Below are 22,865 nucleotides of genomic sequence, written 5' to 3'. Positions count from 1 at the left end.
GAGGGCTGCCTCTACATGGAGAAGAACATGCTGATTGAAGTCACCGTCCCGCAACTGCCCGAGTCCGTATCCGAAGCCACGCTGATGAGCTGGCACAAGAAGGTTGGCCAAGCCGTCAGCCGCGACGAGAACCTGATCGATCTGGAAACCGACAAAGTGGTGCTGGAACTGCCGGCGCCCCAGGCAGGCGTGATCGTTGAAATCATCGTGGAAGACGGCGCCACCGTGGTGTCCGGCCAACTGATCGCCAAGATCGACACCGCCGCCAAGGCCGGCGACGTGGCTCCGGCGGCAGCGGCCGCTCCGGCCCCGGCAGCTGCTCCGGCTCCCGCCGCCGCCCCGGCAGGCGCCGCCGCCATGCCGTCCGCCGCCAAACTGGCCGCGGAAACCGGCGTCGACCTGTCCAAGGTGGCCGGTTCCGGCCGCGACGGCCGCGTGCTGAAGGAAGACGTGCAGGCCGCTAAGCAAGCCGCCCCGGCACAGGCCGGTCCGGTGCTGGCTCCGGCCGCAGCCGGCGCCGCGCTGTCCGCCACCCCGGCCGCGGTCAATGTCGCCGCCATCCTGTCCGACCGTCCGGAACAGAGCGTGCCGATGTCTCGCCTGCGTCAGCGCGTGGCCGAGCGCCTGATCCTGTCGCAGCAGACCAACGCCATTCTCACCACCTTCAATGAAGTGAACATGAAGCCGGTGATGGACCTGCGGGCCAAGTACAAGGATCGCTTCGAGAAGGAACACGGCATCAAGCTGGGTTTCATGGGTTTCTTCGTCAAGGCCGTGGTCGCCGCGCTGAAGAAATACCCGATCGTCAACGCCTCGGTGGACGGCAATAACATCATCTATCACGGCTACTTCGACATCGGCGTGGCCGTGGGCAGCCCGCGCGGCCTGGTGGTGCCGGTGATCCGCAATGCCGACCAACTGAGCCTGGCAGACATCGAGAAGCAGATCGCCGACTTCGGCAAGCGCGCCCAGGAAGGCAAGCTGACCGTGGAAGAACTGACCGGCGGCACCTACACCATCTCCAACGGCGGCACCTTCGGTTCGATGATGTCCACCCCCATCATCAACCCGCCGCAGTCCGCGATTCTGGGCATGCACGCCACCAAGGAGCGCGCCGTGGTTGAGAACGGTCAAGTGGTGGTGCGTCCGATGATGTATCTTGCCCAATCCTACGACCACCGCATCATCGACGGCCGCGAAGCCGTGCTGAGCCTGGTGGCGATCAAGGACGCGATTGAAGATCCGGCCCGCCTGATCCTCGACTTGTAATCACCCGCGGCCGGGGGCGCGCTCCCGGCCTGTCTTGCGATGAATGGAGCTTGAATGCAGTTGCCCGACTGGTTTTACGGAATTGCCGCCATCCTGGCCGGCGTGGCCATAGGCTGGCTGACCTGGAAAAAACGCCAAAACGGTGTGCGCGAAGACCTGTACAGCTTGATCGGCAAAAGCATTCTCTGTCTGTTCATGATCGCATTCGGCATTCTGCTGCTGAAGGTCGGCAAGTAGACCCGGCAGCCGGCGGGCCGCGCGCCCGCCACCGACAAAGGAAAACAAGATGAGCCAATCGTTTGATGTAGTGGTGATCGGCGGCGGCCCCGGCGGTTACGTAGCCGCCATCCGCGCCGCCCAGCTGGGTTTCAACACCGCCTGCGTGGATGCGTTCAAAAACCCGGAAGGCAAGGCGTCGCTGGGCGGCACCTGCCTGAACGTCGGTTGCATTCCGTCCAAGGCGCTGCTGCAGTCGTCGGAAAACTTCCACGCGGTGCAGCATGATTTCGCCAAGCACGGCATCAGCGTCTCCGGCGCCAAGATGGACGTGGCGCAGATGATTTCGCGCAAGACCGACATCATCACCAAGAACGCCGCGGGCATCAGCTTCCTGTTCAAGAAGAACAAGGTCGCCAACATCCACGGCCTGGCCAGCTTCAAGGGCCGTCAAGGCGAGAAGTGGGTGATCGAGGTCAGCGACGGCGGCAAGGTGGTGGACACCCTGGAAGCCGGCCATGTGATCGTGGCCACTGGTTCCAGCCCGCGCGCGCTGCCGGGCCTGGCCACCGACAACAAGCTGGTGTTGGACAACGAGGGCGCGCTGGCGCTGACGGATGTGCCCAAGCGCCTGGGCGTGATCGGCGCCGGTGTGATCGGCCTGGAAATGGGCTCCGTCTGGAAGCGTTTGGGCGCCGAAGTGACCATCCTGGAAGCGATGCCGACCTTCCTCGCCGCGGCCGACCAGCAGATCGCCAAGGAAGCCTTCAAGACCCTGACCAAGGACACCGGCCTGGACATCAAGCTGGGCGTCAAGATCGGCGAAGTGAAGGCCGGCAAGAAGAGCGTCACCGTCAATTACGAACTGAACGGCGAAGCGGTCAAGGCCGAGTTCGACAAGCTGATCGTGTCCATCGGCCGCGTGCCCAACACCCAGGGCCTGGGCGCCGATGCGGTGGGCCTGCAACTGGACGAGCGCGGCTTTGTGGCGGTGGACGATCATTGCCACACCAATCTGCCCAATGTATGGGCGATCGGCGACGTGGTGCGCGGCCCGATGCTGGCGCACAAGGCGTCGGAAGAGGGCGTGGCCGTGGCCGAGCGTATCGCCGGCCAGAAGCCGCACGTGGATTTCGGCGTGATTCCGTGGGTGATCTACACTTCTCCGGAGATCGCCTGGGTCGGCAAGACCGAGGAGCAGTTGAAGGCCGAGGGCGTAGAGTACAAGAAGGGCACTTCCGGTTTCGGCGCCAACGGCCGCGCGCTGGGTCTGGGCCAGGCGCAAGGCACGGTCAAGATCCTGGCCTGCGCCAAGACCGACCGCATCCTGGGCCTGCACATGATAGGCCCGATGGTGTCCGAGTTGGTCAGCGAAGGCGTGGTGTCGATGGAGTTCAAGGCCGCCAGCGAAGACCTGGCGCGCATTGTCCACGCCCACCCGTCCTTGTCGGAAGTGATACACGAAGCCGCTCTGGCCGCCGACAAGCGCGCTTTGCACGGCTAAGCGTTCGCCGGGTCGTGTACAATCGCGCACGGCTCGGCAAAACGGCTCCCTTGGGGGCCGGTTGACGGAGTATGCGGCGACGCCGGTCAGCCTGGGGGGTGACGGCGCGCGCCAGATACATTAAAGGTTTACAAGCGACTCAAAGAAATAGGGGCGTCGGTTTCAGCCCGCCATCCATTTCTCCGAAAGGAAACCATAGATGAACCTGCACGAATACCAAGCGAAAGAGCTGCTGGCCAAATACGGCCTGCCGGTGCAACAGGGCATTCTGGCCGCTACGCCGGAAGAAGCCGCTGCCGCTTACGATAAACTGGGCGGTAAATTCGCCGTCGTCAAGGCTCAGGTGCATGCCGGCGGCCGCGGCAAGGCCGGTGGCGTGAAAGTGGTGAAAAGCCGCGAAGAAGCCGCCGAAGTGGCCAAAGGCCTGATCGGCAAGAACCTGGTGACCTACCAGACCGACGCCGCCGGCCAGCCTGTGAACAGCGTGCTGGTGTGCGAAGACATGTACCCGGTGCAGCGTGAACTCTACCTGGGCGCCGTGGTTGACCGCGGCAGCCAGCGCGTGGTGTTCATGGTGTCCACCGAAGGCGGCGTGGAAATCGAGAAAGTAGCCGAGGAAACCCCGGAAAAGATCATCAAGATCGAGATCGATCCCTTGGTGGGCATGCAGCCGTTCCAGGCTCGCGACGCCGCTTTCGCGCTGGAACTGAAGGGCGAGCAAGTTGCCGCCTTCACCAAGCTGATGCTGGGCGCCTACAAGGCCTTCGTCGAAAACGACTTCGCCCTGTTCGAAGTGAACCCGCTGGCACTGCGTGAAAACGGCCAGCTGGCCTGCGTGGACGGCAAGATCAACCTGGACTCCAACGCGCTGTACCGCCACCCGGAACTGCTGGCGCAACGCGACAAGAGCCAGGAAAACGAACGCGAAGTGAAAGCTTCCGAGTTTGACCTGAACTACGTGGCGCTGGAAGGCAATATCGGCTGCATGGTGAACGGCGCCGGCCTGGCGATGGCCACCATGGACATCATCAAGCTGAAGGGCGGCCAACCGGCCAACTTCCTGGACGTGGGCGGCGGCGCCACCAAAGAGCGCGTGATCGAAGCCTTCAAGCTGATCCTGGCCGATACCTCGGTGCAGGGCGTGCTGATCAACATCTTCGGCGGCATCGTGCGTTGCGACATGATCGCCGAAGCCATCATCGCCGCGGTGAAGGAAGTGAACGTGACCGTGCCGGTCGTGGTGCGTCTGGAAGGCAATAACGCCGAGCTGGGCGCCAAGATCCTGGACGACTCCGGTCTGAAACTGACTTCCGCCCAGGGTCTGAACGACGCTGCCGAGAAGATCGTCGCCGCCGTCAAGGCCGCTGCCTGAGACCCGCACTGAGCTGAGGAATACAAAATGAGCGTATTGGTAAACAAAGACACCAAAGTGCTGGTGCAAGGCTTCACCGGCAAGAACGGCACTTTCCACGCCGAGCAGGCGTTGAAAGTGGGCACCAAGGTCGTAGGCGGCGTAACCCCGGGCAAAGGCGGTTCCGAGCACCTGGGCCTGCCGGTGTTCAACACCATGAAGGACGCCGTGCGTCAGACCCAGGCAGACGCCTCGGTGATCTACGTGCCCGCGGCCTTCGCTAAGGATTCCATCCTGGAAGCCATCGACAGCGGCGTGAAGCTGATCGTCTGCATCACCGAAGGCGTGCCCACCCTGGACATGCTGTACGTGAAGAAAGCCGTGGACGAAGCCGGCATCCGCCTGATCGGCCCGAACTGCCCCGGCATCATCACCCCGGGCGAGTGCAAGATCGGCATCATGCCGTGGCACATTCACAACCCGGGCCGCATCGGCATCGTGTCCCGTTCCGGCACTCTGACCTATGAAGCCGTGGCGCAAACCACCGCGCTGGGTCTGGGCCAGTCCACCTGCATCGGCATCGGCGGCGACCCGATCCCGGGCACCAGCCACATCGACGCGCTGAAACTGTTCCAGGATGATCCGGACACCGACGCCATCGTGATGATCGGCGAAATCGGCGGTTCCGCCGAGGAAGAGGCGGCCGAGTTCGCAAAGTCCTACGTGACCAAGCCGGTGGTCGGCTACATCGCGGGCGTGACGGCTCCCAAGGGCAAGCGCATGGGCCATGCGGGCGCCATCATCTCCGGCGGCAAGGGCACGGCGGAAGAGAAGTTCAAGGCCTTCGAGAAGGCCGGCATCGCCTACACCCGCAGCCCGGCGGAAATCGGCAAAACCATGTTTGAGCTGCTGAAAAGCAAGGGCATGATCTAAGAAGCTGTTCACGATCTGCCGCGCTCGCTCTAGCTCGCGAGATCGTGGATGGATTCTAAGGCCGCATGCAAAACACCCCTGGCTCGCCAGGGGTGTTTTTTTTATGCGTCGCCGTTCAGGCGTAGCGCGCGCAGACGCGGTCGAACGGCGGCCGGTAGCGCGGATCGACGTAAGGCGTCAGCAGATAGAGCAGGCTGCGACAGCCGTCTTTTACCATGCGCTCCAGCTCGCTGGGCGTGGCGGAGTGCTTGAGCGTGGTTACCCAGCCAGTCTGCACCATCTGAAAGTGCTGGACCAGATGAGCCAGTTGCTTGTCGTCGCCCAGCAGCACACCCTGTTCGCGCAGGCGGGCGAACAATTGGGCCAGCTTGCCGGCCAACTGGCCGCGGGACAACTGTTGGTGATTTTCCGCCAGCTCCGGGTGCAGGTAGTACAGGCTGGGCATGCTCTTGGGCAGGAAGCGGAAGCTCCAGATGTGCCGCAGCGTTTTTTCCATCGCCCCCACCATCGCCTCGATCGAGTTGCTGTGCCGGAGCGCGGCCGACAGCTGCTCCGCCATGCCTTTGACGTAGCGCTGGTATAGCTCGCTGATGATCTCTTCCTTATTGCGGAAGTGATAGTACAACTTGCCGGTGCTGATATTCATCCGCTCGGCGATATGATTGGTGGTGATGACGCGCTCGCCCTCCTGATTGAACAGCTGCAGGCTGGCGTCAATGATGTTTTGAAAGGTTTGCGACCGTTCGCCGCTTTTACTCATCTTGGCCCCTTTCTGTCTAAATAACCGGGCGCCGCCCATTGCCGTGGCCGCGTCCAGGCGCAAGTATCGCTCAAATTGGGGTGAAATTGTCGTGGTTAGGGCAAATTGTCGACATTTTGTGACGCAAGCGTCGGCAAGATAAGGTTTGCAGGCGTTACGAGTATTTGAAACGCATGATTGAGGTGGTAGTTTGATTTAAAACATGCGCAAATATTTAAAGACATTGTTATTTTTAACAATGCATGACATCTCGTATGACGGATAATAACGCTTTTATCAGCAACGGCTTATCATGCGCTCCATCCGTCACAAGCTCACGCTGCTGACAGCGGTGTCCATTCTGGTCGCCACGCTCAGCATCACCATCACCGCCTGCCTGAATATCCGCTCCCACGCTTATCAAGAAGCGGAGCGGGAGATCAACCAGGTCGCCCAGCTACAGGGCGGCTTCGTGTCCGAATGGCTGTCGGTTCGCAAGAATCTGATCAGCGCCAGCCTCAGCCACGCCGACGACGCGCAGGTCAGCTACTATCTGCAGCAGTTGGCCAAGGGTGGCGGCTTCAACGTGATTTACGCCGGCAACGGCGCGACCGGCGACATGAAATACTCGGTGCCGGGACGTCCCAAGCCCAGCGCCGACTACCAGCCGGCGCAACGTCCGTGGTTCCAGCAGTCCAAGGCTCAGGACGGCCTGATCGTCACCGATCCGTACAAGGACTCCGAACCGGAAACCAAGGACAAACTGGTGATCACCATCGCCGACAAGGTCAAGGGCCAGGACATCGTGGTGGGCGGCGATATTCTGATCGACAAGCTGGTCAAGTCGGTGCTGGACATCAAGCTGGCCGGCAAAGGCCATGCCTTTCTGCTGACCAAACAGGGCAAGATCATCGCCTACCCCAAGCCAGGCAATGAGCTCAAGCCCATCGGCAGCGTGATTCCGGCGCTGGACGACGCCGCTTTCGCCAGCCTGCTGCAAAGCGATCAAGCCAAGAGCGTGGACATCGACGGCGGCGCTTATATGGTGGCCTTGCGGCCTATCGCCGGCTCCGACTGGGTGATGGGCGTTGCCGCGGACGAGGAGGTGATTTCCTCCCAGGTCAACGGCATCATCTGGCTGATCGCCGGCGCCGTCGCCATCGTGCTGGCGGTGATGCTGACCTTCAGCTCCGCCTATCTGGGCCGCCTGCTCAAGGGCCTGTTCCAGGTGCGCGACGCGATGCGCGAAATCTCCCAGGGCGAAGGCGATCTGACCCGCCGCATCGAAGTGGCCGGCGAGGACGAGGTGGCGCAGACCGCGCAGGCCTTCAACCAGTTCGTGCAACGCCTGAACGGCATGTTCCGCGAATTGCGCGACGAGGCCGGACAACTGACCCAAGGCGTGATCGAAGTCAGCGGCGCGGTGAAACGCCTGGCCGATGATTCCCACGTGCTGGCGGACATTTCCAGCTCCAACGCGGCGGCGATCGAAGAAGTGACGGTGAGCATCTCCCACATCGCCGACGCCACCCGCGAAACCGACAGCTTGGCGCGCAATACCGGCGAACATTCGCGCGAGAGCGCCAACGATATGCAGCGCATCAGCAGCGAGATGTCGCGCACCAGCGAATCTGTGGGCGAACTATCCAGCCTGCTGGCCTCGCTGGAACAGCGCTCGCAGGAGATCTCCAAGATCACCAATGTAATCCGCGACATTGCCGACCAGACCAATCTGTTGGCCTTGAACGCGGCGATCGAGGCGGCGCGCGCCGGCGAGCAGGGCCGCGGCTTTGCTGTGGTGGCCGACGAAGTGCGCAAGCTGGCCGAGCGCACGGGTCAGGCTACGGTGGAGATCAGTCAGATGGTGGAAAACATCTTGGGCGAAACCGGCAAGGCGGTGCAGAACATGAATACCACTGTCGGCGCGGTGGACGCCAGCGTTGATCTGACCGGCCAGGCGCGCGCGCGGCTGACCGCGATTGGCGACGCGATGCAGCAAGTGATAGACAAGATCGGCGATGTGGCCCTGTCCACCAGCGAGCAGCACAACGCCACCACGGCGATGGCGCAGAGCACCGAGTCGATCAACAACCAGATCATCGACTCCGACGCCGCGCTGCAATCGGCAATGCAGACGCTGAGCGCCTTGAACGATCTGGCGCGGGGGATGCAAAGCACCTTCAACCGTTTCCGTCTGTAAACCCGCGCAAGGAAACTCTTGCGCGGCCCCATGGTCAGTCACACTGCGCCGGCTCCGTTCAGGGGCCGGCGTTTTGTTATGCTATGGATAGTGAAACGGGGATTGAAGGATTTCGGATGAAAAGACTGATGATGGTGTCGGCGTTGCTGCTGACCGCCTGCGGCACCTTTCCGACGCAGGAAGGCTATGCGCAGAAGGCGTACTACTGGCAGGGCCGCGACGTGAATCAATTGCTGGCGGAGTGGGGCGCGCCGCAGAAAACGCTGAAGATGCCGAACGGCAACATGCTCTACACCTACAGCAAAGAGTTCACCCAGCGCGAGCCGCTGCGCGAAAACCGCGTGTACGAGCCGGGCGCCAAGGTGACTTACAACGAGAATGGCCAGACCAAGACCATAGAAACGCCGGGACGCTGGGTCAATACCGGCATGATAGGCGGCGGCTCCACCCATTACAGCTGCACCACCAACTTCGTGGTCAATCCCAAGAGCCAGCTGGTGGAAACCGTCAGCTTCGAGGGCAACAACTGCGTGGCGGTGCCGCGGCAGTGAGTGTCGGCCCCGTCGTCGACGGGGCCGCGGGCAGATAGCAGCGGCCCGGAAACGCCGGCAAGACCGCGCAAGGCGACGACGGGGCGTTTACTGGCCGGGCAGCTTCCACTCGCCCTTGCTGCGGAAGGGTACTCGGCCCATGCCGTTCAAGTCTTCCAGCGTGCCATTCAGTTGATATTCCAGCTTGCCGCCGTTGCCGGCCTCCATTGCCTTGCCTATCTGCTTCAGCCAGCCGGCCAGCGAGGTGTGCAATTGCAGCGTGACCACGCCTTCGCCCAGAGCAGGTACGGCGATGGCCTGATTGCTGACTCCAGTGGCCAGCTTCTCTCCCGCCACGTTCAGTTCCAGGGTCATGCCCTTGGCGTTCAAGGCCAGATTGTTGGGGTTGCTGACCCGCAGGCTGACTTCGAAGCTTTGTTCGAACAGCGTGGCCTTGCCAGGTTTGACGTCGGCGATGCTGACTTGTGGTTTCTGGTAGTTCAAGGCCGCGCAGCCGCTTAGCAGCAGGGCGAACAGGGCGACGCTCAGATATCGTTTCATATTCGGTGTTCCTTGGGTTGACCGGCGTTATTCCAAACCGCCCAGCACATCGCGGGTTACCGCCAGCCAGGCGCGCGCCGCATGCGACAAGTATCCGTTCTTTTGCCAGATCAGCGCCAGGTGCCAGACCAGCTTGGGCTCGGCCAGCGGGATCACATCGTAGGCCGAGCGGTCCAGCCGTTCCACGATGGAGCGCGGGAGCAGGGTGACGCCCATGTGGGCCGACACCAGTTCGACGATGAAGTCCCAATGCGCGCTGCGCCCGACCACATGCAGCGGGCGGCCCAGCTCGCGAAAGGCGTCGCTGACCCGGCGAGCCAGCGTGAAGTCCTGCGGGTAGAGCACAAAGGGCTGATTGGCGATCTGCTCCAGCCGCACCACGCTCTGCCCACGCCACTCCGAGCCGGCCGGCGCCACGAGGCATAGCGGATCGCGCACCACGGCGAATTGATCGAAAGCCTGGTTGTCCACCGGCAGCACCGCCACGCCGATTTCCAGTTCGCCGCTGCGCACGCTGCTCTCGATCGCCAGCGCGCCGTCTTCCACCATTTTCAGTTCGATCTGCGGATAGCGTTGGCGGAAGCTGCTGACCACCGGAGCGAAGAAGGCCACGCCCACCATGGGGGGCAGGCCGACCACCAGCTCGCCGCGTTTGAGCGCAGACAGGTCGGACAGCTCGGTTTTCAACTGGTTCATCGCCGACAGCACATCCAGGCCGCGCTCATAAGTGGCGCGGCCGGCGTCGGTGAGTCGGAAGCTGCGGCCCTCGCGCAGGATCAACGGGCAGCCCAATTCCTCCTCTAGCTGGCGCACCATCTTGCTGATGGTGGGCTGAGTCACATAGAGGGCTTCGGCCGCCTTGGTGAAGCTTTGGCGTTTGACCACCTCGATGAAATAGCGCAGCGCGCGGATGTCCATATGTGCTTGTCCGGATCATGCATTCCAGATTGGAATGCGTGAAATAATTTTAATTCATTTTTTGAATGCATGGCGGCGCTCTATACTCGAACCACTCCCTGTGTTGTGTAGTGGCTCAATCATGGCAAATCCGAATCTTTCCGCATTCAAGCAAGTGGCGCTGACCATCGGTCAGGTGGCCTTGCTGAGCGTGGTGTGGATCGCGGCCAGTCAATTGAGCAGCCATTTCCTGCCAGCGGTGCCTGCCGGCGTGCTAGGGATGTTCCTGGTGCTGGCGGCGCTCTGGCTGGGCTGGTTGCCACTGGCCTGGTGCCGCAGCGGCGCCCGCTGGTTGTTGGCTGAAATGTTGTTGTTCTTCATCCCCGCCGTCGTGGCGGTGATCCAGTACCCGGACGTGATCATGGCCGCCGGGCTGCGGATTGTGGCGGTGATCGTGTTGTCCACCTTGTTGGTGATGGCGGCGACCTCCTGGGTGGTGGATAAATGTTATCGCTTGGAAGTGGCCCTGCGCTGGCATGGCCGCCAGAAACAGGTGAAGACGCATGGAGCATGAGATTGCACTGGCCAGTTTGCTGATTACCGTTGTTTTGTACGAACTGGTCAAAAAGTTTTATCTGAAAAAGCGCAGCTGGTGGAGCGCCCCGATTCTGGCGGTGCCGCTGTTGGTGATTGTGCTGGTGGTCTTGGCCAAGGTGCCATACCGGGTGTATTTCGAAGACACCCGTTGGCTGACCTGGATGCTGGGGCCGGCCACGGTGGCTTTCGCGGTGCCGATCTACGAGCATCGGGCGATGATACGCCGGCACTGGTTGTCGCTGAGCTGCGGCGTGCTGGTGGGCATGCCGGTGGCGGTGTTCAGCTCGATCTGGCTGGCGCGACTGCTGGGCTTGTCCGACTTGTTGCAGCGCAGCCTGGCGCCGCGATCGATCAGCACTCCGTTCGCTTTGGCCACGGCCTCCGGCATTGGCGCTTCGCCGGACCTGACGGCGGTGTTCGTGGTGATGACCGGGGTGTGCGGCATGTTGTTGGGCGAAGTGATGCTGGCTTGGATGCCGCTGCGCTCCAGTCTGGCGCGCGGAGCCTTGTTCGGCGCCGCCGCCCACGCGGCCGGCACCGCCAAGGCCAGCGAACTGGGCGCGGAAGAAGGCGTGGTGGCCAGCCTGACCATGATGCTGGGCGGTTTGGCGACGGTGTTCGCCGCGCCGCTGATAGGTTTGTTGTTGTAGTTTGTGTGTGTACTTGTTGTGACCGCATTCCCGTGGGGTGGCGTGCGGTGGTTTCTCCTCATCTCCCCAAACGAGCGTTGTTAGGGCCGACCCAGTGGGTTGGCCCATTTTTTTTGCCCATCAGCCGCCTGGGGCGTGAAAAAACCCGGCCGGAGCCGGGCTTGGATGCCTGCCGTGGGTTCAACCCATTTGCTGCGGCGTGATCATGATCTCCACGCGGCGGTTTTTGGCTTTGCCGCTTTCGCTGGCGTTGCTGGCCACCGGTTGGGTCGCGCCGTAGCCCATGGTGCGCACCCGCACCGAGTTGACGCCCTGACCCTGCAGGTATTCGGTCACCGACTGAGCGCGTTTCTCCGACAGCGTCTGGTTGTAGGCGGCGGCGCCGGTGCTGTCGGTGTGGCCGGCCACGGTGATCGAGGTGTCGGGGAATTGCACCAGCACGCCGGCGATATCGCCCAGCGGCTTTTGCACCCTGGCGTTCAACTGATAGCTGTTGGTGGGGAAGGTGATGTTGTCGGGCAGGGAGAGTTTGAGCTGGTCGCCAATGCGCTCGACCGCGATCTGGCTGTTCTTCAGCTTCTCGCGCAGTTGTTTTTCCTGGTAATCCATATAGCCGCCGATGCCGGCGCCGATCGCGCCGCAGGCCAGCGCCGAATTGCGGGCGCCTTTGCCGCCATGAGTCAGCGCGCCCACCAGGCCGCAGGCCGCCGCGCCGCCCAGGCCGTAGAGCGCGGTCTTGCTGATTTCGGTCTGGCCGGTTTGAGGGTTGGTGGTGCAGGCGGACAGGGCCAGCGCGACTAGAGTCGCGGCGGCGGTGGCGGGCTTGAACAAACGGGTCATTGCTTCTCCACGGAATGGGGGTGAGGGTGCGGATCCTGGCCGAAGGGCGTGTGACAGACGCAAGGTTCGCCTTCGGACGCTTCCACCAGGGTTTGCAGGATGCCGCATTCTGCCACGGTGTGATGGTCGTGGCAGCGGTCGCGCAGCGCCAGCAGCTGTTGTTCCAGCAGACGCAAGCTCTCCACTTGCTGATGGACCTTGCTCACCTGGCGGTCTATCAGCTGGTTGATGTCGTCGCAGGCCAGCGAGGAGTCGGCCTTGAACGCGGCTAGTTGGCGGATGTCGGCCAGCGACATGCCCAAGGAACGGCAGTGCAGGATGAAATTCAGTTCGCCCAATTGCTCGGCGTTGTAGCGGCGATAGCCGGAGGCGCTGCGCAGCGGCGCGGACAGCAGGCCTTCACGCTCGTAATAACGTATGGTTTCCACTTCGCAGCCGGTCTGGCGCGCCAGTTCTCCAATCAGCATCTCAGTTCTCCCGCAAAACGCCCGACGATGGGGCGATGGCGACGATTTCCCGCCGGATGATGGGATTTTAGCAAAAAAGCTTGACCCTGTAGCGACTATAGGGTTTGCAATGAGGCTATATTAATCCGACCAAGGGAGGCAACCATGTTCCAACCAGCGCAAAAACAGCGACGCGGGCTTGCGCCGCATGTCGGCCATGCTTCTTGCCGGGGAGGAGAGGGCAAGCCGGATCCGCGCCAGGCGGACGATTGCTGCGGCCACAAATTAGAGGCGGCGATGCCGGCGCGTGAGCGTGATCATGACCACGATCATGGTCACACGCACGACCACGGACACGATCATGCCGGCAAGTCCTGCTCAGGCCATGATCACGGCGCGGAAGCGCCGCGCGCGGTGGCGCTGGGCGAGGGCGGCCGGCAGCAAGCGCGCTTGCATATCCAGGCGATGGACTGCCCGACCGAGGCCAAGCTGATTGAAAAGGCTTTGGGCGGCATGGTCGGGGTGGCCGCGCTGGAGTTCAACTTTATCGAGCGGGTGTTGTTGGTGCGTCACGACCTGCCCAATCTGGACGGCGTTAAACAAGCCATCGCCAAGGTGGGCATGAAGGCGGTGGAGCTGAGCGACGCCTCGGCGCCGGTGGAGCAGCCCAAGGCTTCGCGCCGGGGCAACTGGCTGCTGGCCTTGTCCGGCCTGGCTGCGGCGGGTTCGGAAGGCGTGGCCTGGCTCAGCGGAGCGGACCAGGGCTGGGGCAGCGCGGCGTTGGCTTTGGCCTCCATCTTGCTGGGCGGCATTCCCACGCTGAAAAAGGGCTGGATCGCGCTGTCCACCCGCACGCTCAATATCCATTTCCTGATGTCGGTGGCGGTGATAGGCGCGATGCTGATTGGCCAATGGCCGGAGGCGGCGATGGTGTTGTTCCTGTTCGCCATCGCCGAGCGGCTGGAGGCGATGTCGCTGGCGCGCGCCGGCGAAGCGGTCAAAGCCTTGATGTCGCTGGCGCCGGAAACCGCCTGGGTACAGAGCGGCGGCGAATGGGTGGAGCGCCCGGCCGCCGACGTGGCGCCGGGCAGCCGAGTGCGGGTGCGTCCGGGCGAGCGAGTGCCGCTGGACGGCCGCATCGAACAAGGCCACAGCGCGTTCAACGAAGCGCCTATCACCGGCGAGAGCCTGCCCGTGGACAAGTCTCCGGGCGAGGCGGTCTTCGCCGGCAGCATCAACGGCAGCGGCGTGGTGGAAGTGCTGATCACGGCGGGGGCCAACGGCAGCGTGCTGGCGCGCATCATCGACACTGTGCGCAATGCTCAGGCCAGCAAGGCGCCGACGCAGCGTTTTATCGACCGCTTCGCCGAGGTTTACACCCCGGTGGTGTTGGCGGCCGCGCTGGTGTTTGCCGTGTCTACCCCTATGCTGGGGTGGCTGAGCTGGAACGAGGCGGTCTACAACGCGCTGGTGATGCTGGTGATCGCCTGCCCGTGCGCGCTGGTGATCGCCACGCCTGTGACCGTGGTCAGCGCCTTGGCCTCCGCCGCCAAGCACGGCCTGCTGATCAAGGGCGGCGCGCCGCTGGAAATGGCGGCCAGGATAGATGCGGTGTGTTTCGACAAGACCGGCACCCTGACCGAGGGTGAACCGCAAGTGACGGGCGTGGTGACGCTGGCCGAGGTGGATCAGGATCAGTTGTTGCGTTGGGCAGCGGCCCTGGACGCGCACTCTACTCATCCGCTGGCCAAGGCGGTGCTGGCGGCGGCGAACGCGCGAGGCCTATCCTGGCCGGAGGCGGAACAGGTCAGCGAGCAGGCCGGGCGCGGCGTCAGCGGCTTGGCGGACGGCCGGAAGCTGGCTTTGGGCAGCAGCCGGCTGGCTCGGGAGCAGGGCGCTTTGAGCGAGGCCTTGCTGGCCGAGCTGTCGCGCTTGGAGTTGGCGGGACAGGGCGCCTTGGTGTTGCTGGAGGGCGAGCGGGCGCTAGGCGTGATCGCGGTGGCGGACCGGATTCGTCCGGAAGCGCCGGCGGCTCTGCGTCAATTGGCCAAGTTGGGCGTGGCGACGGTGATGTTGAGCGGCGACAACCAGCAGGTGGCGCAGGCGGTGGCGGCGCAGACCGGCATCGTAGAAGCCCACGGCGGTTTGTTGCCGGAAGACAAGCTGGAGCGCATTGTCCGTTTGCAAGCCTCCGGCAAGATGGTGGCGATGGTGGGCGACGGCGTCAACGACGCGCCGGCGCTGGCCCGGGCCGACCTGGGCATCGCCATGGGGGCGGCCGGTTCCGACAGCGCGCTGGAAACCGCCGGCGTGGCCTTGATGGATGACAAGCTGGCCAAGCTGGCTGATTTGCTCAGCCACGCCCGGCGCACTTCGCGGGTGCTGAAAGCGAACATCGCGGTGGCCTTGTTGACCAAGCTGGTGTTCTTCGTATTGGCGATGCTGGGTATGGCCAGCTTGTGGATGGCGGTGTTCGCCGATGTGGGCACCAGCCTGGTGGTGATCGCCAACGGTCTGCGGCTGGCGCGCGGCGTGCGCAAGGCGGAGTGAGGGAGATGGCGTGGGATGTCGCCTGAATCTGGCACGTGTTTACGATCTGGCGAGCTAGGGCGAGACAAGGGCTTGCCACTGAAGAAGCGGAATGTACATGCGGTATATGAGCATTTTGAAGCGGGTTTCGACGCCCTTGCCTGACGATCCCGCCGCAGCGTAGCGGAGCGTAAACAGGCTCTCAGGCGTAGGTATCGATGTTGGACCCCAGCCCCGGGCCTTGTTGCTCGGGGCTGTTGATTTTCTGCCGCGCTTGAAGCGGGCTCAAGCCCTGCTTGCCGGCTTGCTGCTGCATCAGTTCAATGCGCGCCTGCTGTTCCATCTGCGCGGCGGCGGCAGCCACCGCGCGGTCCTGGCCGGAGGGGTCGGCCGGCGCCAGCGCGGCGCGCTGCACGGTCTGGGCATTGCTTATGGTTTCTTGCGGGGTGCTGCCCCGCGCCAGGCGGATGCCGACTTCGCCGCCTATCGCATATTGCTTGCCGTCCGGGCCTTGCTGATAGCTATAGGTGGCGCCGCCGCCGGCCAGCGCGCCGCCGGCCGCCAGATGCGCTTGTTCGTGCTGGCGCACATCGCTGTCGCGGGCCTTCAGCGCTTCCACTTGTTTTTGCTGCTGCTCGTCCAGCGGCTTGCCGTCGATGCCGCGCGCGGCGTTGGGTTTGGCTTGATCCGGTTGATCTGGAGCGGCATCGGCGTTGCCGGCGCGGTTTCCGGATGCGGCTGTCCCCACCGGCGCCGCGGCGCTTGCCAGGCTTTGCTGGCAAGCCGGGCACTGGCAGTTGGGGCCGTGGCTGGTCTGTAATGCGTAGCCGCCATAACCGCCGTAGCTGGATATTCCGGAAAGGCTCATGAATTCACGGTTTTAGCTTGATATTTCTCAGTTTAGCCGCTATAGGCCGGCTTTGCCCAAATCAAAAGTCTTACCAAGCAGCATGGGCAAAAACTGTTTAAAACGGAGGGATGGGGGCACAATAGGCGGTTTCGGATTTTTTGGGAGCGAAACATGGCGCAGCAAGTGGAGCAGGCGAGTCAGCGCGAGCTGGTGATGTCGGTGTTGATGACGCCGGACATGGCCAATTTTTCCGGCAATGTCCACGGCGGAGTGTTGTTGAAGCTGCTGGACCAAGTGGCTTACGCCTGCGCCAGCCGTTACGCCGGCTGTTACGTGGTGACGCTGTCCGTGGATCAGGTGCTGTTCAAGCAGGCCATTCACGTTGGCGAACTGGTGACCTTTCTCGCCAGCGTCAATCATGTGGGGCGCACCTCGATGGAGGTGGGCATCAAGGTGGTGGCGGAAGACATTCAGAAGCGCACGGTGCGCCACACCAATAGCTGCTACTTCACCATGGTGGCGTTTGAGAACGGCAAAGCGGTGCCGGTGCCGCCGCTGTCGTTGGAAACGGCGGAGCAGCAGCACCGTTTCCGCGATGCGGAAATTCGCAAGAAGATGCGGATGGAAACCGAGCAGCGCATGCGCCAAGCCTCTAGCCAGGACGGTGCCGATGCCTGAGGCGGCGTTCACCCTATTGCATAGCGATCCGCGTTTCTATCTGTTGGACAAGGCGCCCGGCGTCAGCTTTCACCGCGACGGCGAGGAGGCTGGTCTGATGGAGGCTTTGCGCGCCGGCCTGGGCGACGAGGCTTTGTGGCCGGTGCACCGCTTGGACCGCATCACTTCCGGCTTGATCCTAGTGGCGCGTTCGGCAGAGACGGCGGCGCGGCTGGGCGAAGCCTTCGCCGGGAGAGAGATCGAGAAATATTATCTGGCGCTGTCCGACCGCAAGCCGAGCAAGAAACAGGGCAAGGTGGCGGGGGACATGGGCAAGGGGCGCGGAGGCGCCTGGCGTTTGCTGAACAGTCAGGAAAACCCGGCGGTGACGCAGTTCTTCAGCTATTCGTTGCAGCCGGGCCTGCGCTTATTCCTGTTGCGGCCGCGCAGCGGCAAGACCCATCAGTTGAGAGTGGCTTTGAAATCGCAATCCGCGCCTATCCTGGGCGATCTGCTCTACGGCGGCGCGCCGGCGGACAGGGGCTATCTACACGCCTACGCCTTGCGCTTCGAACTGGAGGGAGAGCAGTTCAGCTTTGTCTGTCGGCCGAGCCAGGGGGAGGCCTTCCTGTCCGATGTCTGTAGTGCGATGTTGCAAGGCTTGGGCGCCCCCTGGGATTTGAACTGGCCGGCAGTGTGAGGGCCGGCCGCGGCCCGCTCAGGCCGCCAGAGGAGTGGTGGGAGCGGCCTTGTCGAAACGGGCCAATTCCACGCCGTACTGGCCGCAGAGATCGGCGAAGGCCTGGCTGGCGAGGAAGCGGAATTCCTTGTCCCGCGTCGCGGCAATCGGGTCGTCTTTATCCATGGCCAAGTGGCCGGGATGGCACATGATCAGGCCCCGGTCCGGGCTGCGAGCCAGCCACTGCTGCATCAGCCCGGCGAAGTCCGCTTGCGGCGTCAGCGAGTACATGCCGCCAAACCAAGGCGTGGTGCTGAAGCCCTGCTCGCGAGCGCCGTCGTCGAAACCGGTGCTGACGCTGCGCAGCACCAGCGCCTTGAGCCGGTTGTCGCCGGGGTGGCCCAGACGATCCGGCGCGCGCAGATAGGGCAGCGCCTGGCCCTGCCAGCGCTGGACAATGGCTTCGAACAAGGCGTCGCGGACCACCGGCAGCGCATGCACATGCTGGTGGCCATCGATGAAGTCCGGCAGTCGGCCGTAATGTTGGCAGAACAGATCGATTTGCATGGCGGCGGCATCGCGCAGCGTCGGGCGCGACAGCTGGCGCAACTGGCTTTTCATCAGCCAGTGCGATAAGGGGCGGGCCTGATCGCCAAAGGGATGGCTCAGATTGAAATGCAGGCCGATGTCGGCTTTGCCGTCGAAGGCTTTGAGATCGGAGGCGTGGCTGGCCCAGCTGGGCGCCTGGCTCATCACGCTGGTGGCGGACAGGCGGCCGGCGGCCAGCAGCTCCAGAATGCCGGCGCTGATGGCGTCGGACTGTGCGAAGTCGTCGGCGCAGAGTGTCAGTCGTTTTGTCATGGGGGTGTGACCGGGGCAAGCGGATAAAGTTTTATATCCGTTTGTGCTGGAAATTAAGGGTTTATGTGTGGTTTTTGTATCGGCTGCGCGCCGCGGAAGGCCCACAACTTGCTGAGCGCGAAGGTCAGCGCCGCCACGGCGATCAGCACCAGCAAAAGCGCGGCGCGATAATTCAGCGGCGTGAAGCGCAGCAGCAGGCCGTACATCGCCTCGTTGACGATGAAGCTCAGGCAGGCAACGCCGAAGAAGCGCGGCAAGGCCTGGCGATGGGGGATATGCCGAGCCTGGAAGGTCTGCTGCCGGTGACCCCAGTAGCTGACCTGGAAAGCGAGCAGAAAGCCCAGCACATTGGCTAGCAGCGGCGCCATGCCGAGCGGCACCAGCACCCAAGCCACCATGGCGAAGTGCACCATCATGGCGGAAACGCCGACCACGCCGAACCAGAACAATTCGCGGCTCATTCGGCGGGGTTCCCCGCATCCCTCGCTCCCGGGCCGCTGATGCGGCTGACCAGATAGGTGGGGCGCTGTTTGACCTCGTCGAAAATGCGGCCGATATACTCGCCGAGGATGCCGATGGACAGCAGTTGCACCCCTCCGAGAAAGCTGATGGCCACCGCCAGCGTTGGCCAGCCGCTGACCGGATTGCCGAACAGCAGGGTATGGGTCAGCTCCCAGGCCGCGTAAGCGATGGAGCACAGCGAAATCAGGCAGCCGATCACGGTCCAGATGCGCAGCGGCATATTGGAGAAGGCGGTAAGGCCGGTGATGCCCAAATCCAGCAGCCGGCGGTAGTTAAAGCTGCTTTGGCCGGCGCGGCGCTCCCGGGTCTGGGTCGGCATCGGACGTTGGGTGAAGCCCACCCAGTGATACAAACCCTTCATGAAGCGGTTGCGCTCCGGCATCTGGCGCAAGGCTTCCACCACGCAGCGGTCCAGCACGCGGAAGTCCTGGGTGTCGGCGGGCATCTTATGGCGGCTGCCGCTGTTGGCCAGGCGGTAAAAGGCATGGGTGAACAGGCGCTTGGCCAGCGACTCGTCTTCGCGGCTGCTGCGCACGCTGTAGACCATGTCGTAGCCTTTGCGCCATTCCTCCAGAAACACCGGCACCATCTCCGGCGGGTGCTGGAAGTCGCTGTCGATCAGCACGGCTACGTCGCCTTGTACATGGTCGACGCCGGCGGTGAGCGCGATCTCCTTGCCGAAGTTGCGGGACAGCTGGATTAGCGTCACCGGCAGTTCCGCGGCGTGGGTCAGCACCTGCTCCACGGTGTCGTCGCGGCTGCCGTCGTCCACCACCACCAGTTCGTGGCGGTAGCCGGCGTCGTTCAGCAACTGATGCAGGGTCTGCAGCATCGGCACGATGTTGGCGGATTCGTTGTAGGCGGGCACCACGCAGCTGACCAGCGGATCGGCCGGACGTTCTTTGGCGCGCAGGCCAAGCAGATAAGGAGGGACGAAGGCGTTGCTCATATTAATTGGCCTCGGTCGGGGCCGCCGGCGCGGTATCGGCCAGCAGCAACATGGTGTCGCTCATGATGTTGAAGCGGGCGCGCTCGGTGAAACGAGCGCGAACGTCGGCGGGCAGCCGTTCGAGACCGTTGACGTCGCAGACGATGAAGCTGCCGGCCTTGCCGGCCAGCCAAGCGCGCAGTTGCTGAGGATCCTGCGTGGTGCGCGCGCGGCCGTGGGAGTAGAACTCCGCGGAAAATTCACGGCGGCCACTCCAATAAATCAGGGCGCTGTCCGCGCTCGGCTGTTGTGCCAGCCAGCCCGCGACCACCTGTTTTTGAGTGCGCAGGTAGCGGTTGCCGTCGTAGTGGTTGAAGGCCAGGAGCGTCAGCATCAACAGTGCGCCGATCGCGGCTATCCCGGGCAGCGCGCTGCGCTTCGCGTCGCCGCCGCGCGCGCGGTGCCACAGCTCGGCGAATAGCAGCGCGCAGCCGGGCAGCATGGGCAGCGAGTAGGGGAAGATAATGTTGCCGGACAGGCTGAAGAACAGCAGCGTCATCAGCGTCCACAAGGCCAGATAGAGCAACCAGCCGTCGTCGTCTCGGCGAAGGCGAGGCAGCTTGGCGCCGTGGCGCGCCAGCCAGGCCAGCATGGCGACGGACCAGGGGAAAATGGCCCCCAGCGTGTACAGCCAGATCATCCCGCGCGGGGTGGCGTGGGCGAAGCCGTATTTGTCGCCCTTCCAGCCGGAGTCCAGGAAGCGGCTGACATGCTCGCCCATGATGAAGTAATCCAGGAAGCCAGGCGTGCGCAGCTCCGCCAGCGCATACCAAGGCGCGGCGATGGCGAACATCAGCAGAGTGCCGCGGATCCATGGCAGCTTGCGCCACAGCGCCAGCCACTGATTGCGCAGCAATACCCAGAAGAAGATGGGCATGCCCACCAGCACTACCGCCAGCGGCCCTTTGGCCAGCAAGCCCAGCCCCAGGCCGGCGAAGAACACATAGCCCCAGCCACGGCTGCCCCGTGCAATAGCGTGCCAGAAGGCGGCCTGGCTCAGCGTTACACAGAACAACAGCGCCGGATCTGTCATCACCGTGCCGGCGGCGCCGAGGAAGAGCAGGCTGCTGGCCAGGATCAGCGCGGCGGCCATGGCGGCTTCGCGGCCGCTGCGGCGCAGCATCAGGTGAGCGCAGAGTCCCAGGGTGGCGATGGCCAGCAGCAGCGAAGGCAGCCGCGCCGCGGCTTCATTGACGCCGAACAGCGCCATGCCGGCGGCGGACAACCAGCTGGAAAGCGGCGGCTTGGCCCAGAAGGGGATGCCGTAATCGTGCCACAGTGTTACCCAGTTGCCGGTTTCCAGCATCTTGCGGGCGATTTCGCCGTAGCGCGCCTCGGTGGTGTCGGTCAGCGGAATCGTCCACAGGCCGATGAGGCGGAATAGCAGCAACAGCAGCAAGACGGCGATGCCGCATTGCTGCCAGCGGGGAAGGGTCGATAGTTTCATTCGGGATGCGGTGCCGTCGGCGCGCGCGGGCGCGGCGGCGAGTATGAGTCAGGAGCCGGAAGCTCCGTATGATAAAGCCTTTTCCCGCTCCTGTGTGGATGGCGGAATAAGCGAAAAGCCGGCGGAGGCCGGCTTTGGGATCTTGCTGGCGGCCCCGGCTTGCGGGGCCGCGCGGCGCTTATTGCAGGCCGTGCATCATTTTCTTCAGTTTGTACGACAGTGCGAACAGCACTAGCGAGCTGACGCCGGCCATGGCCACGAACAGCATGAAGAAATCATGCAGATTGTTGATGGCATAGCCGAGGAAGTGCGGCACCGGCTTGCTCGGGTCCGGATACAGTTCCGACAGGGTGCCGGCGAACTTGTTGGCCGCGGCGTTGGACAGGAACCAGATGCCCATCATCAGGCCGGTGAAGCGGGCTGGGGAGAGTTTCACCACCAGCGAGAGGCCGATGGGGGACAGGCACAACTCGCCGAAGGTGTGCAGCACGTACAGGCTGACCAGCCACAGCATGCTGACCTTAACGCCCGGCTCCAAGCCTTCGACGCCGAAGGCGATCACCAAGTAGCCCAGCGCAAGGAAGAACAGACCCAGCGCCATTTTAACCGGCGAGTTCGGCTCGCGGTTGTTCTGGCCCAGCTTGGTCCAGATGAGGGCGAAGATGGGCGCGAAAATCACGACCGAGATCGGGTTGATCGACTGGAAGTAGGAGGCCGGCACGGTGAAGCCGAGCACATTGCGATTGGTCTGTTCTTCGGCGAAGAAGGTCAGCGAGGCGCCTGCCTGCTCAAAGGCGGACCAGAAGAAGATCACGAAGGCGGACACAAGCAGGATCACCGCCAGGCGCTCCTTCTCCACGCGGGTGAGCGGGGCGTGTACGACTTTCTCGCCGCTGTCGTGGTGACGCTTGGGCGCCATGCCGATGGGCTTGCCTTGCGGGGTCACCAGATATTTATTCTTGAACAGCGAGAAGATCACCAGGCTCAGCAGCATGCCGAAACCGGCGGCCATGAAGCCCCACTTGAAGTCGGCCGGGTGGCCGGTATCGCCCAGGGTGCCGCACACCAAGGGCGCGATCAGCGAGCCCGCGTTGATGCCCATGTAGAAGATGGTGAAGGCGGAGTCGACGCGTTTGTCGCCCTCAGGATAGAGCTGGCCCACCATTGAGGAAATATTCGGCTTGAACAGGCCGTTGCCGGCGATCAGCATGCCCAGGCCGCCGTACAGCAGCCAGGCGGCGCTTTGCACATTGCTGTCGTGCAAAGAGCCGGAGAAGAACAGCATGAACTGGCCGATGGCCATCAATACGCCGCCCACCAAGATGGAACGGCGGTTGCCCCAGTAGCGGTCGGCGATATAGCCGCCTATCAGCGGAGTCAGATAGACCAGGCCGGTATAGGTGCCGTAGATGTCGGCGGCGTGAGCCTTGTCGAACATCAGGGCCTTGATCATGAACAGCACGAAAATGGCGCGCATGCCGTAATAGCTGAAGCGCTCCCACATTTCGGTCACAAAAAGCAGGTAGAGCCCTTTGGGATGCGAAGTGGTCGACATAGATTATTTCCTTGTGTGACTTGAGTGACACCACTTGAACGAGC

At 63.2% G+C, this 22,865-nt stretch carries 23 protein-coding genes; 12 read left to right on the top strand and 11 right to left on the bottom strand.

Annotated features, from left to right (window positions below):
- Window positions 1-27: 27 nt before the first annotated feature.
- The 5 genes from odhB to sucD all read left to right on the top strand — a co-directional run bounded on the left by odhB (window position 28) and on the right by sucD (window position 5,273).
- The gene (gene odhB, locus MOV80_RS03585) at window positions 28-1,269 is read left to right on the top strand and encodes a 2-oxoglutarate dehydrogenase complex dihydrolipoyllysine-residue succinyltransferase (RefSeq protein ID WP_019103257.1); all 1,242 of its coding nucleotides are present in this window, start codon (window positions 28-30) and stop codon (window positions 1,267-1,269) included.
- 54 nt (window positions 1,270-1,323) lie between these two features.
- Window positions 1,324-1,506 (top strand): hypothetical protein, encoded by a 183-nt coding sequence (locus MOV80_RS03580; protein WP_019103256.1) that lies wholly within the window; start codon window positions 1,324-1,326, stop codon window positions 1,504-1,506.
- A gap of 49 nt (window positions 1,507-1,555) precedes the next feature.
- Window positions 1,556-2,989 carry a dihydrolipoyl dehydrogenase gene (gene lpdA / locus MOV80_RS03575; protein ID WP_019103255.1) on the top strand — a complete coding sequence of 478 codons (1,434 nt, stop codon included), beginning with the start codon at window positions 1,556-1,558 and terminating at the stop codon, window positions 2,987-2,989.
- A gap of 199 nt (window positions 2,990-3,188) precedes the next feature.
- Window positions 3,189-4,361 (top strand): ADP-forming succinate--CoA ligase subunit beta, encoded by a 1,173-nt coding sequence (gene sucC / locus MOV80_RS03570; RefSeq protein ID WP_019103254.1) that lies wholly within the window; start codon window positions 3,189-3,191, stop codon window positions 4,359-4,361.
- Between the two features lie 27 nt (window positions 4,362-4,388).
- Window positions 4,389-5,273 (top strand): succinate--CoA ligase subunit alpha, encoded by an 885-nt coding sequence (gene sucD, locus MOV80_RS03565; RefSeq protein WP_043592732.1) that lies wholly within the window; start codon window positions 4,389-4,391, stop codon window positions 5,271-5,273.
- Between the two features lie 115 nt (window positions 5,274-5,388).
- Here sucD and MOV80_RS03560 read toward each other — a convergent pair whose 3' ends face one another.
- Window positions 5,389-6,033 carry a TetR/AcrR family transcriptional regulator gene (locus MOV80_RS03560; protein WP_019100709.1) on the bottom strand — a complete coding sequence of 215 codons (645 nt, stop codon included), beginning with the start codon at window positions 6,031-6,033 and terminating at the stop codon, window positions 5,389-5,391.
- Window positions 6,034-6,325: 292 nt separating this feature from the next.
- On the opposite strand from MOV80_RS03560, the gene MOV80_RS03555 reads away from it, so the two are divergent.
- Window positions 6,326-8,212, top strand: coding sequence for a methyl-accepting chemotaxis protein (locus MOV80_RS03555; RefSeq protein ID WP_052052154.1), 1,887 nt, complete (start codon window positions 6,326-6,328; stop codon window positions 8,210-8,212).
- Between the two features lie 116 nt (window positions 8,213-8,328).
- Window positions 8,329-8,763, top strand: a complete 435-nt coding sequence (locus MOV80_RS03550) for a hypothetical protein (RefSeq protein WP_081574618.1) — start codon at window positions 8,329-8,331, stop codon at window positions 8,761-8,763.
- A gap of 87 nt (window positions 8,764-8,850) precedes the next feature.
- Here MOV80_RS03550 and MOV80_RS03545 read toward each other — a convergent pair whose 3' ends face one another.
- Both MOV80_RS03545 and MOV80_RS03540 read right to left on the bottom strand, forming a co-directional pair.
- Window positions 8,851-9,303, bottom strand: coding sequence for an LEA type 2 family protein (locus tag MOV80_RS03545; RefSeq protein WP_019103416.1), 453 nt, complete (start codon window positions 9,301-9,303; stop codon window positions 8,851-8,853).
- A 27-nt stretch (window positions 9,304-9,330) separates the two neighbouring features.
- Window positions 9,331-10,221, bottom strand: coding sequence for a LysR family transcriptional regulator (locus MOV80_RS03540; RefSeq protein WP_081554345.1), 891 nt, complete (start codon window positions 10,219-10,221; stop codon window positions 9,331-9,333).
- Window positions 10,222-10,342: 121 nt separating this feature from the next.
- On the opposite strand from MOV80_RS03540, the gene MOV80_RS03535 reads away from it, so the two are divergent.
- Window positions 10,343-10,774, top strand: a complete 432-nt coding sequence (locus MOV80_RS03535) for a CidA/LrgA family protein (protein WP_019103418.1) — start codon at window positions 10,343-10,345, stop codon at window positions 10,772-10,774.
- Complete coding sequence (locus MOV80_RS03530) at window positions 10,764-11,447, top strand: LrgB family protein (RefSeq protein ID WP_249604841.1); 684 nt, start codon at window positions 10,764-10,766, stop codon at window positions 11,445-11,447. The genes MOV80_RS03535 and MOV80_RS03530 overlap by 11 nt, the downstream gene beginning before the upstream one ends.
- 180 nt (window positions 11,448-11,627) lie before the next feature.
- Here MOV80_RS03530 and MOV80_RS03525 read toward each other — a convergent pair whose 3' ends face one another.
- Both MOV80_RS03525 and MOV80_RS03520 read right to left on the bottom strand, forming a co-directional pair.
- Complete coding sequence (locus MOV80_RS03525) at window positions 11,628-12,287, bottom strand: OmpA family protein (protein WP_249604840.1); 660 nt, start codon at window positions 12,285-12,287, stop codon at window positions 11,628-11,630.
- Window positions 12,284-12,754 (bottom strand): Cd(II)/Pb(II)-responsive transcriptional regulator, encoded by a 471-nt coding sequence (locus tag MOV80_RS03520; protein WP_019103421.1) that lies wholly within the window; start codon window positions 12,752-12,754, stop codon window positions 12,284-12,286. The genes MOV80_RS03525 and MOV80_RS03520 overlap by 4 nt, the downstream gene beginning before the upstream one ends.
- Window positions 12,755-12,898: 144 nt before the next feature.
- On the opposite strand from MOV80_RS03520, the gene MOV80_RS03515 reads away from it, so the two are divergent.
- Window positions 12,899-15,283, top strand: a complete 2,385-nt coding sequence (locus tag MOV80_RS03515; RefSeq protein WP_249604839.1) for a heavy metal translocating P-type ATPase — start codon at window positions 12,899-12,901, stop codon at window positions 15,281-15,283.
- A 181-nt stretch (window positions 15,284-15,464) separates the two neighbouring features.
- Here the strand turns inward: MOV80_RS03515 and MOV80_RS03510 are convergent, their stop codons facing one another.
- Window positions 15,465-16,130, bottom strand: coding sequence for a putative metalloprotease CJM1_0395 family protein (locus MOV80_RS03510; RefSeq protein WP_019103424.1), 666 nt, complete (start codon window positions 16,128-16,130; stop codon window positions 15,465-15,467).
- A 153-nt stretch (window positions 16,131-16,283) separates the two neighbouring features.
- Between MOV80_RS03510 and MOV80_RS03505 the strand changes: the two genes are divergently transcribed.
- Both MOV80_RS03505 and MOV80_RS03500 read left to right on the top strand, forming a co-directional pair.
- Window positions 16,284-16,790 (top strand): acyl-CoA thioesterase, encoded by a 507-nt coding sequence (locus MOV80_RS03505; protein ID WP_019103425.1) that lies wholly within the window; start codon window positions 16,284-16,286, stop codon window positions 16,788-16,790.
- The gene (locus MOV80_RS03500; RefSeq protein WP_043592716.1) at window positions 16,783-17,469 is read left to right on the top strand and encodes a TIGR01621 family pseudouridine synthase; all 687 of its coding nucleotides are present in this window, start codon (window positions 16,783-16,785) and stop codon (window positions 17,467-17,469) included. Before MOV80_RS03505 ends, MOV80_RS03500 begins: the two co-directional genes overlap by 8 nt.
- Window positions 17,470-17,487: 18 nt before the next feature.
- Here MOV80_RS03500 and MOV80_RS03495 read toward each other — a convergent pair whose 3' ends face one another.
- The 5 genes from MOV80_RS03495 to MOV80_RS03475 all read right to left on the bottom strand — a co-directional run bounded on the left by MOV80_RS03495 (window position 17,488) and on the right by MOV80_RS03475 (window position 22,821).
- The gene (locus MOV80_RS03495) at window positions 17,488-18,309 is read right to left on the bottom strand and encodes a ChbG/HpnK family deacetylase (protein WP_052052152.1); all 822 of its coding nucleotides are present in this window, start codon (window positions 18,307-18,309) and stop codon (window positions 17,488-17,490) included.
- A gap of 53 nt (window positions 18,310-18,362) precedes the next feature.
- The gene (locus MOV80_RS03490) at window positions 18,363-18,770 is read right to left on the bottom strand and encodes a GtrA family protein (protein ID WP_118266614.1); all 408 of its coding nucleotides are present in this window, start codon (window positions 18,768-18,770) and stop codon (window positions 18,363-18,365) included.
- Window positions 18,767-19,780, bottom strand: a complete 1,014-nt coding sequence (locus tag MOV80_RS03485) for a glycosyltransferase family 2 protein (protein ID WP_019103429.1) — start codon at window positions 19,778-19,780, stop codon at window positions 18,767-18,769. Before MOV80_RS03485 ends, MOV80_RS03490 begins: the two co-directional genes overlap by 4 nt.
- Window position 19,781: 1 nt before the next feature.
- Window positions 19,782-21,266, bottom strand: a complete 1,485-nt coding sequence (locus MOV80_RS03480; RefSeq protein ID WP_118266616.1) for a glycosyltransferase family 39 protein — start codon at window positions 21,264-21,266, stop codon at window positions 19,782-19,784.
- Window positions 21,267-21,444: 178 nt separating this feature from the next.
- Window positions 21,445-22,821 carry a peptide MFS transporter gene (locus MOV80_RS03475; RefSeq protein WP_019102795.1) on the bottom strand — a complete coding sequence of 459 codons (1,377 nt, stop codon included), beginning with the start codon at window positions 22,819-22,821 and terminating at the stop codon, window positions 21,445-21,447.
- Window positions 22,822-22,865: the final 44 nt, after the last annotated feature.

The organism is Chromobacterium sp. IRSSSOUMB001, from assembly GCF_023507765.1.
GTDB classification, from domain to species: Bacteria; Pseudomonadota; Gammaproteobacteria; order Burkholderiales; family Chromobacteriaceae; genus Chromobacterium; species Chromobacterium haemolyticum.
The sequence above is the reverse complement of the archived record's forward strand: the minus strand, read 5'-3'. Positions and strand labels throughout refer to the sequence as shown.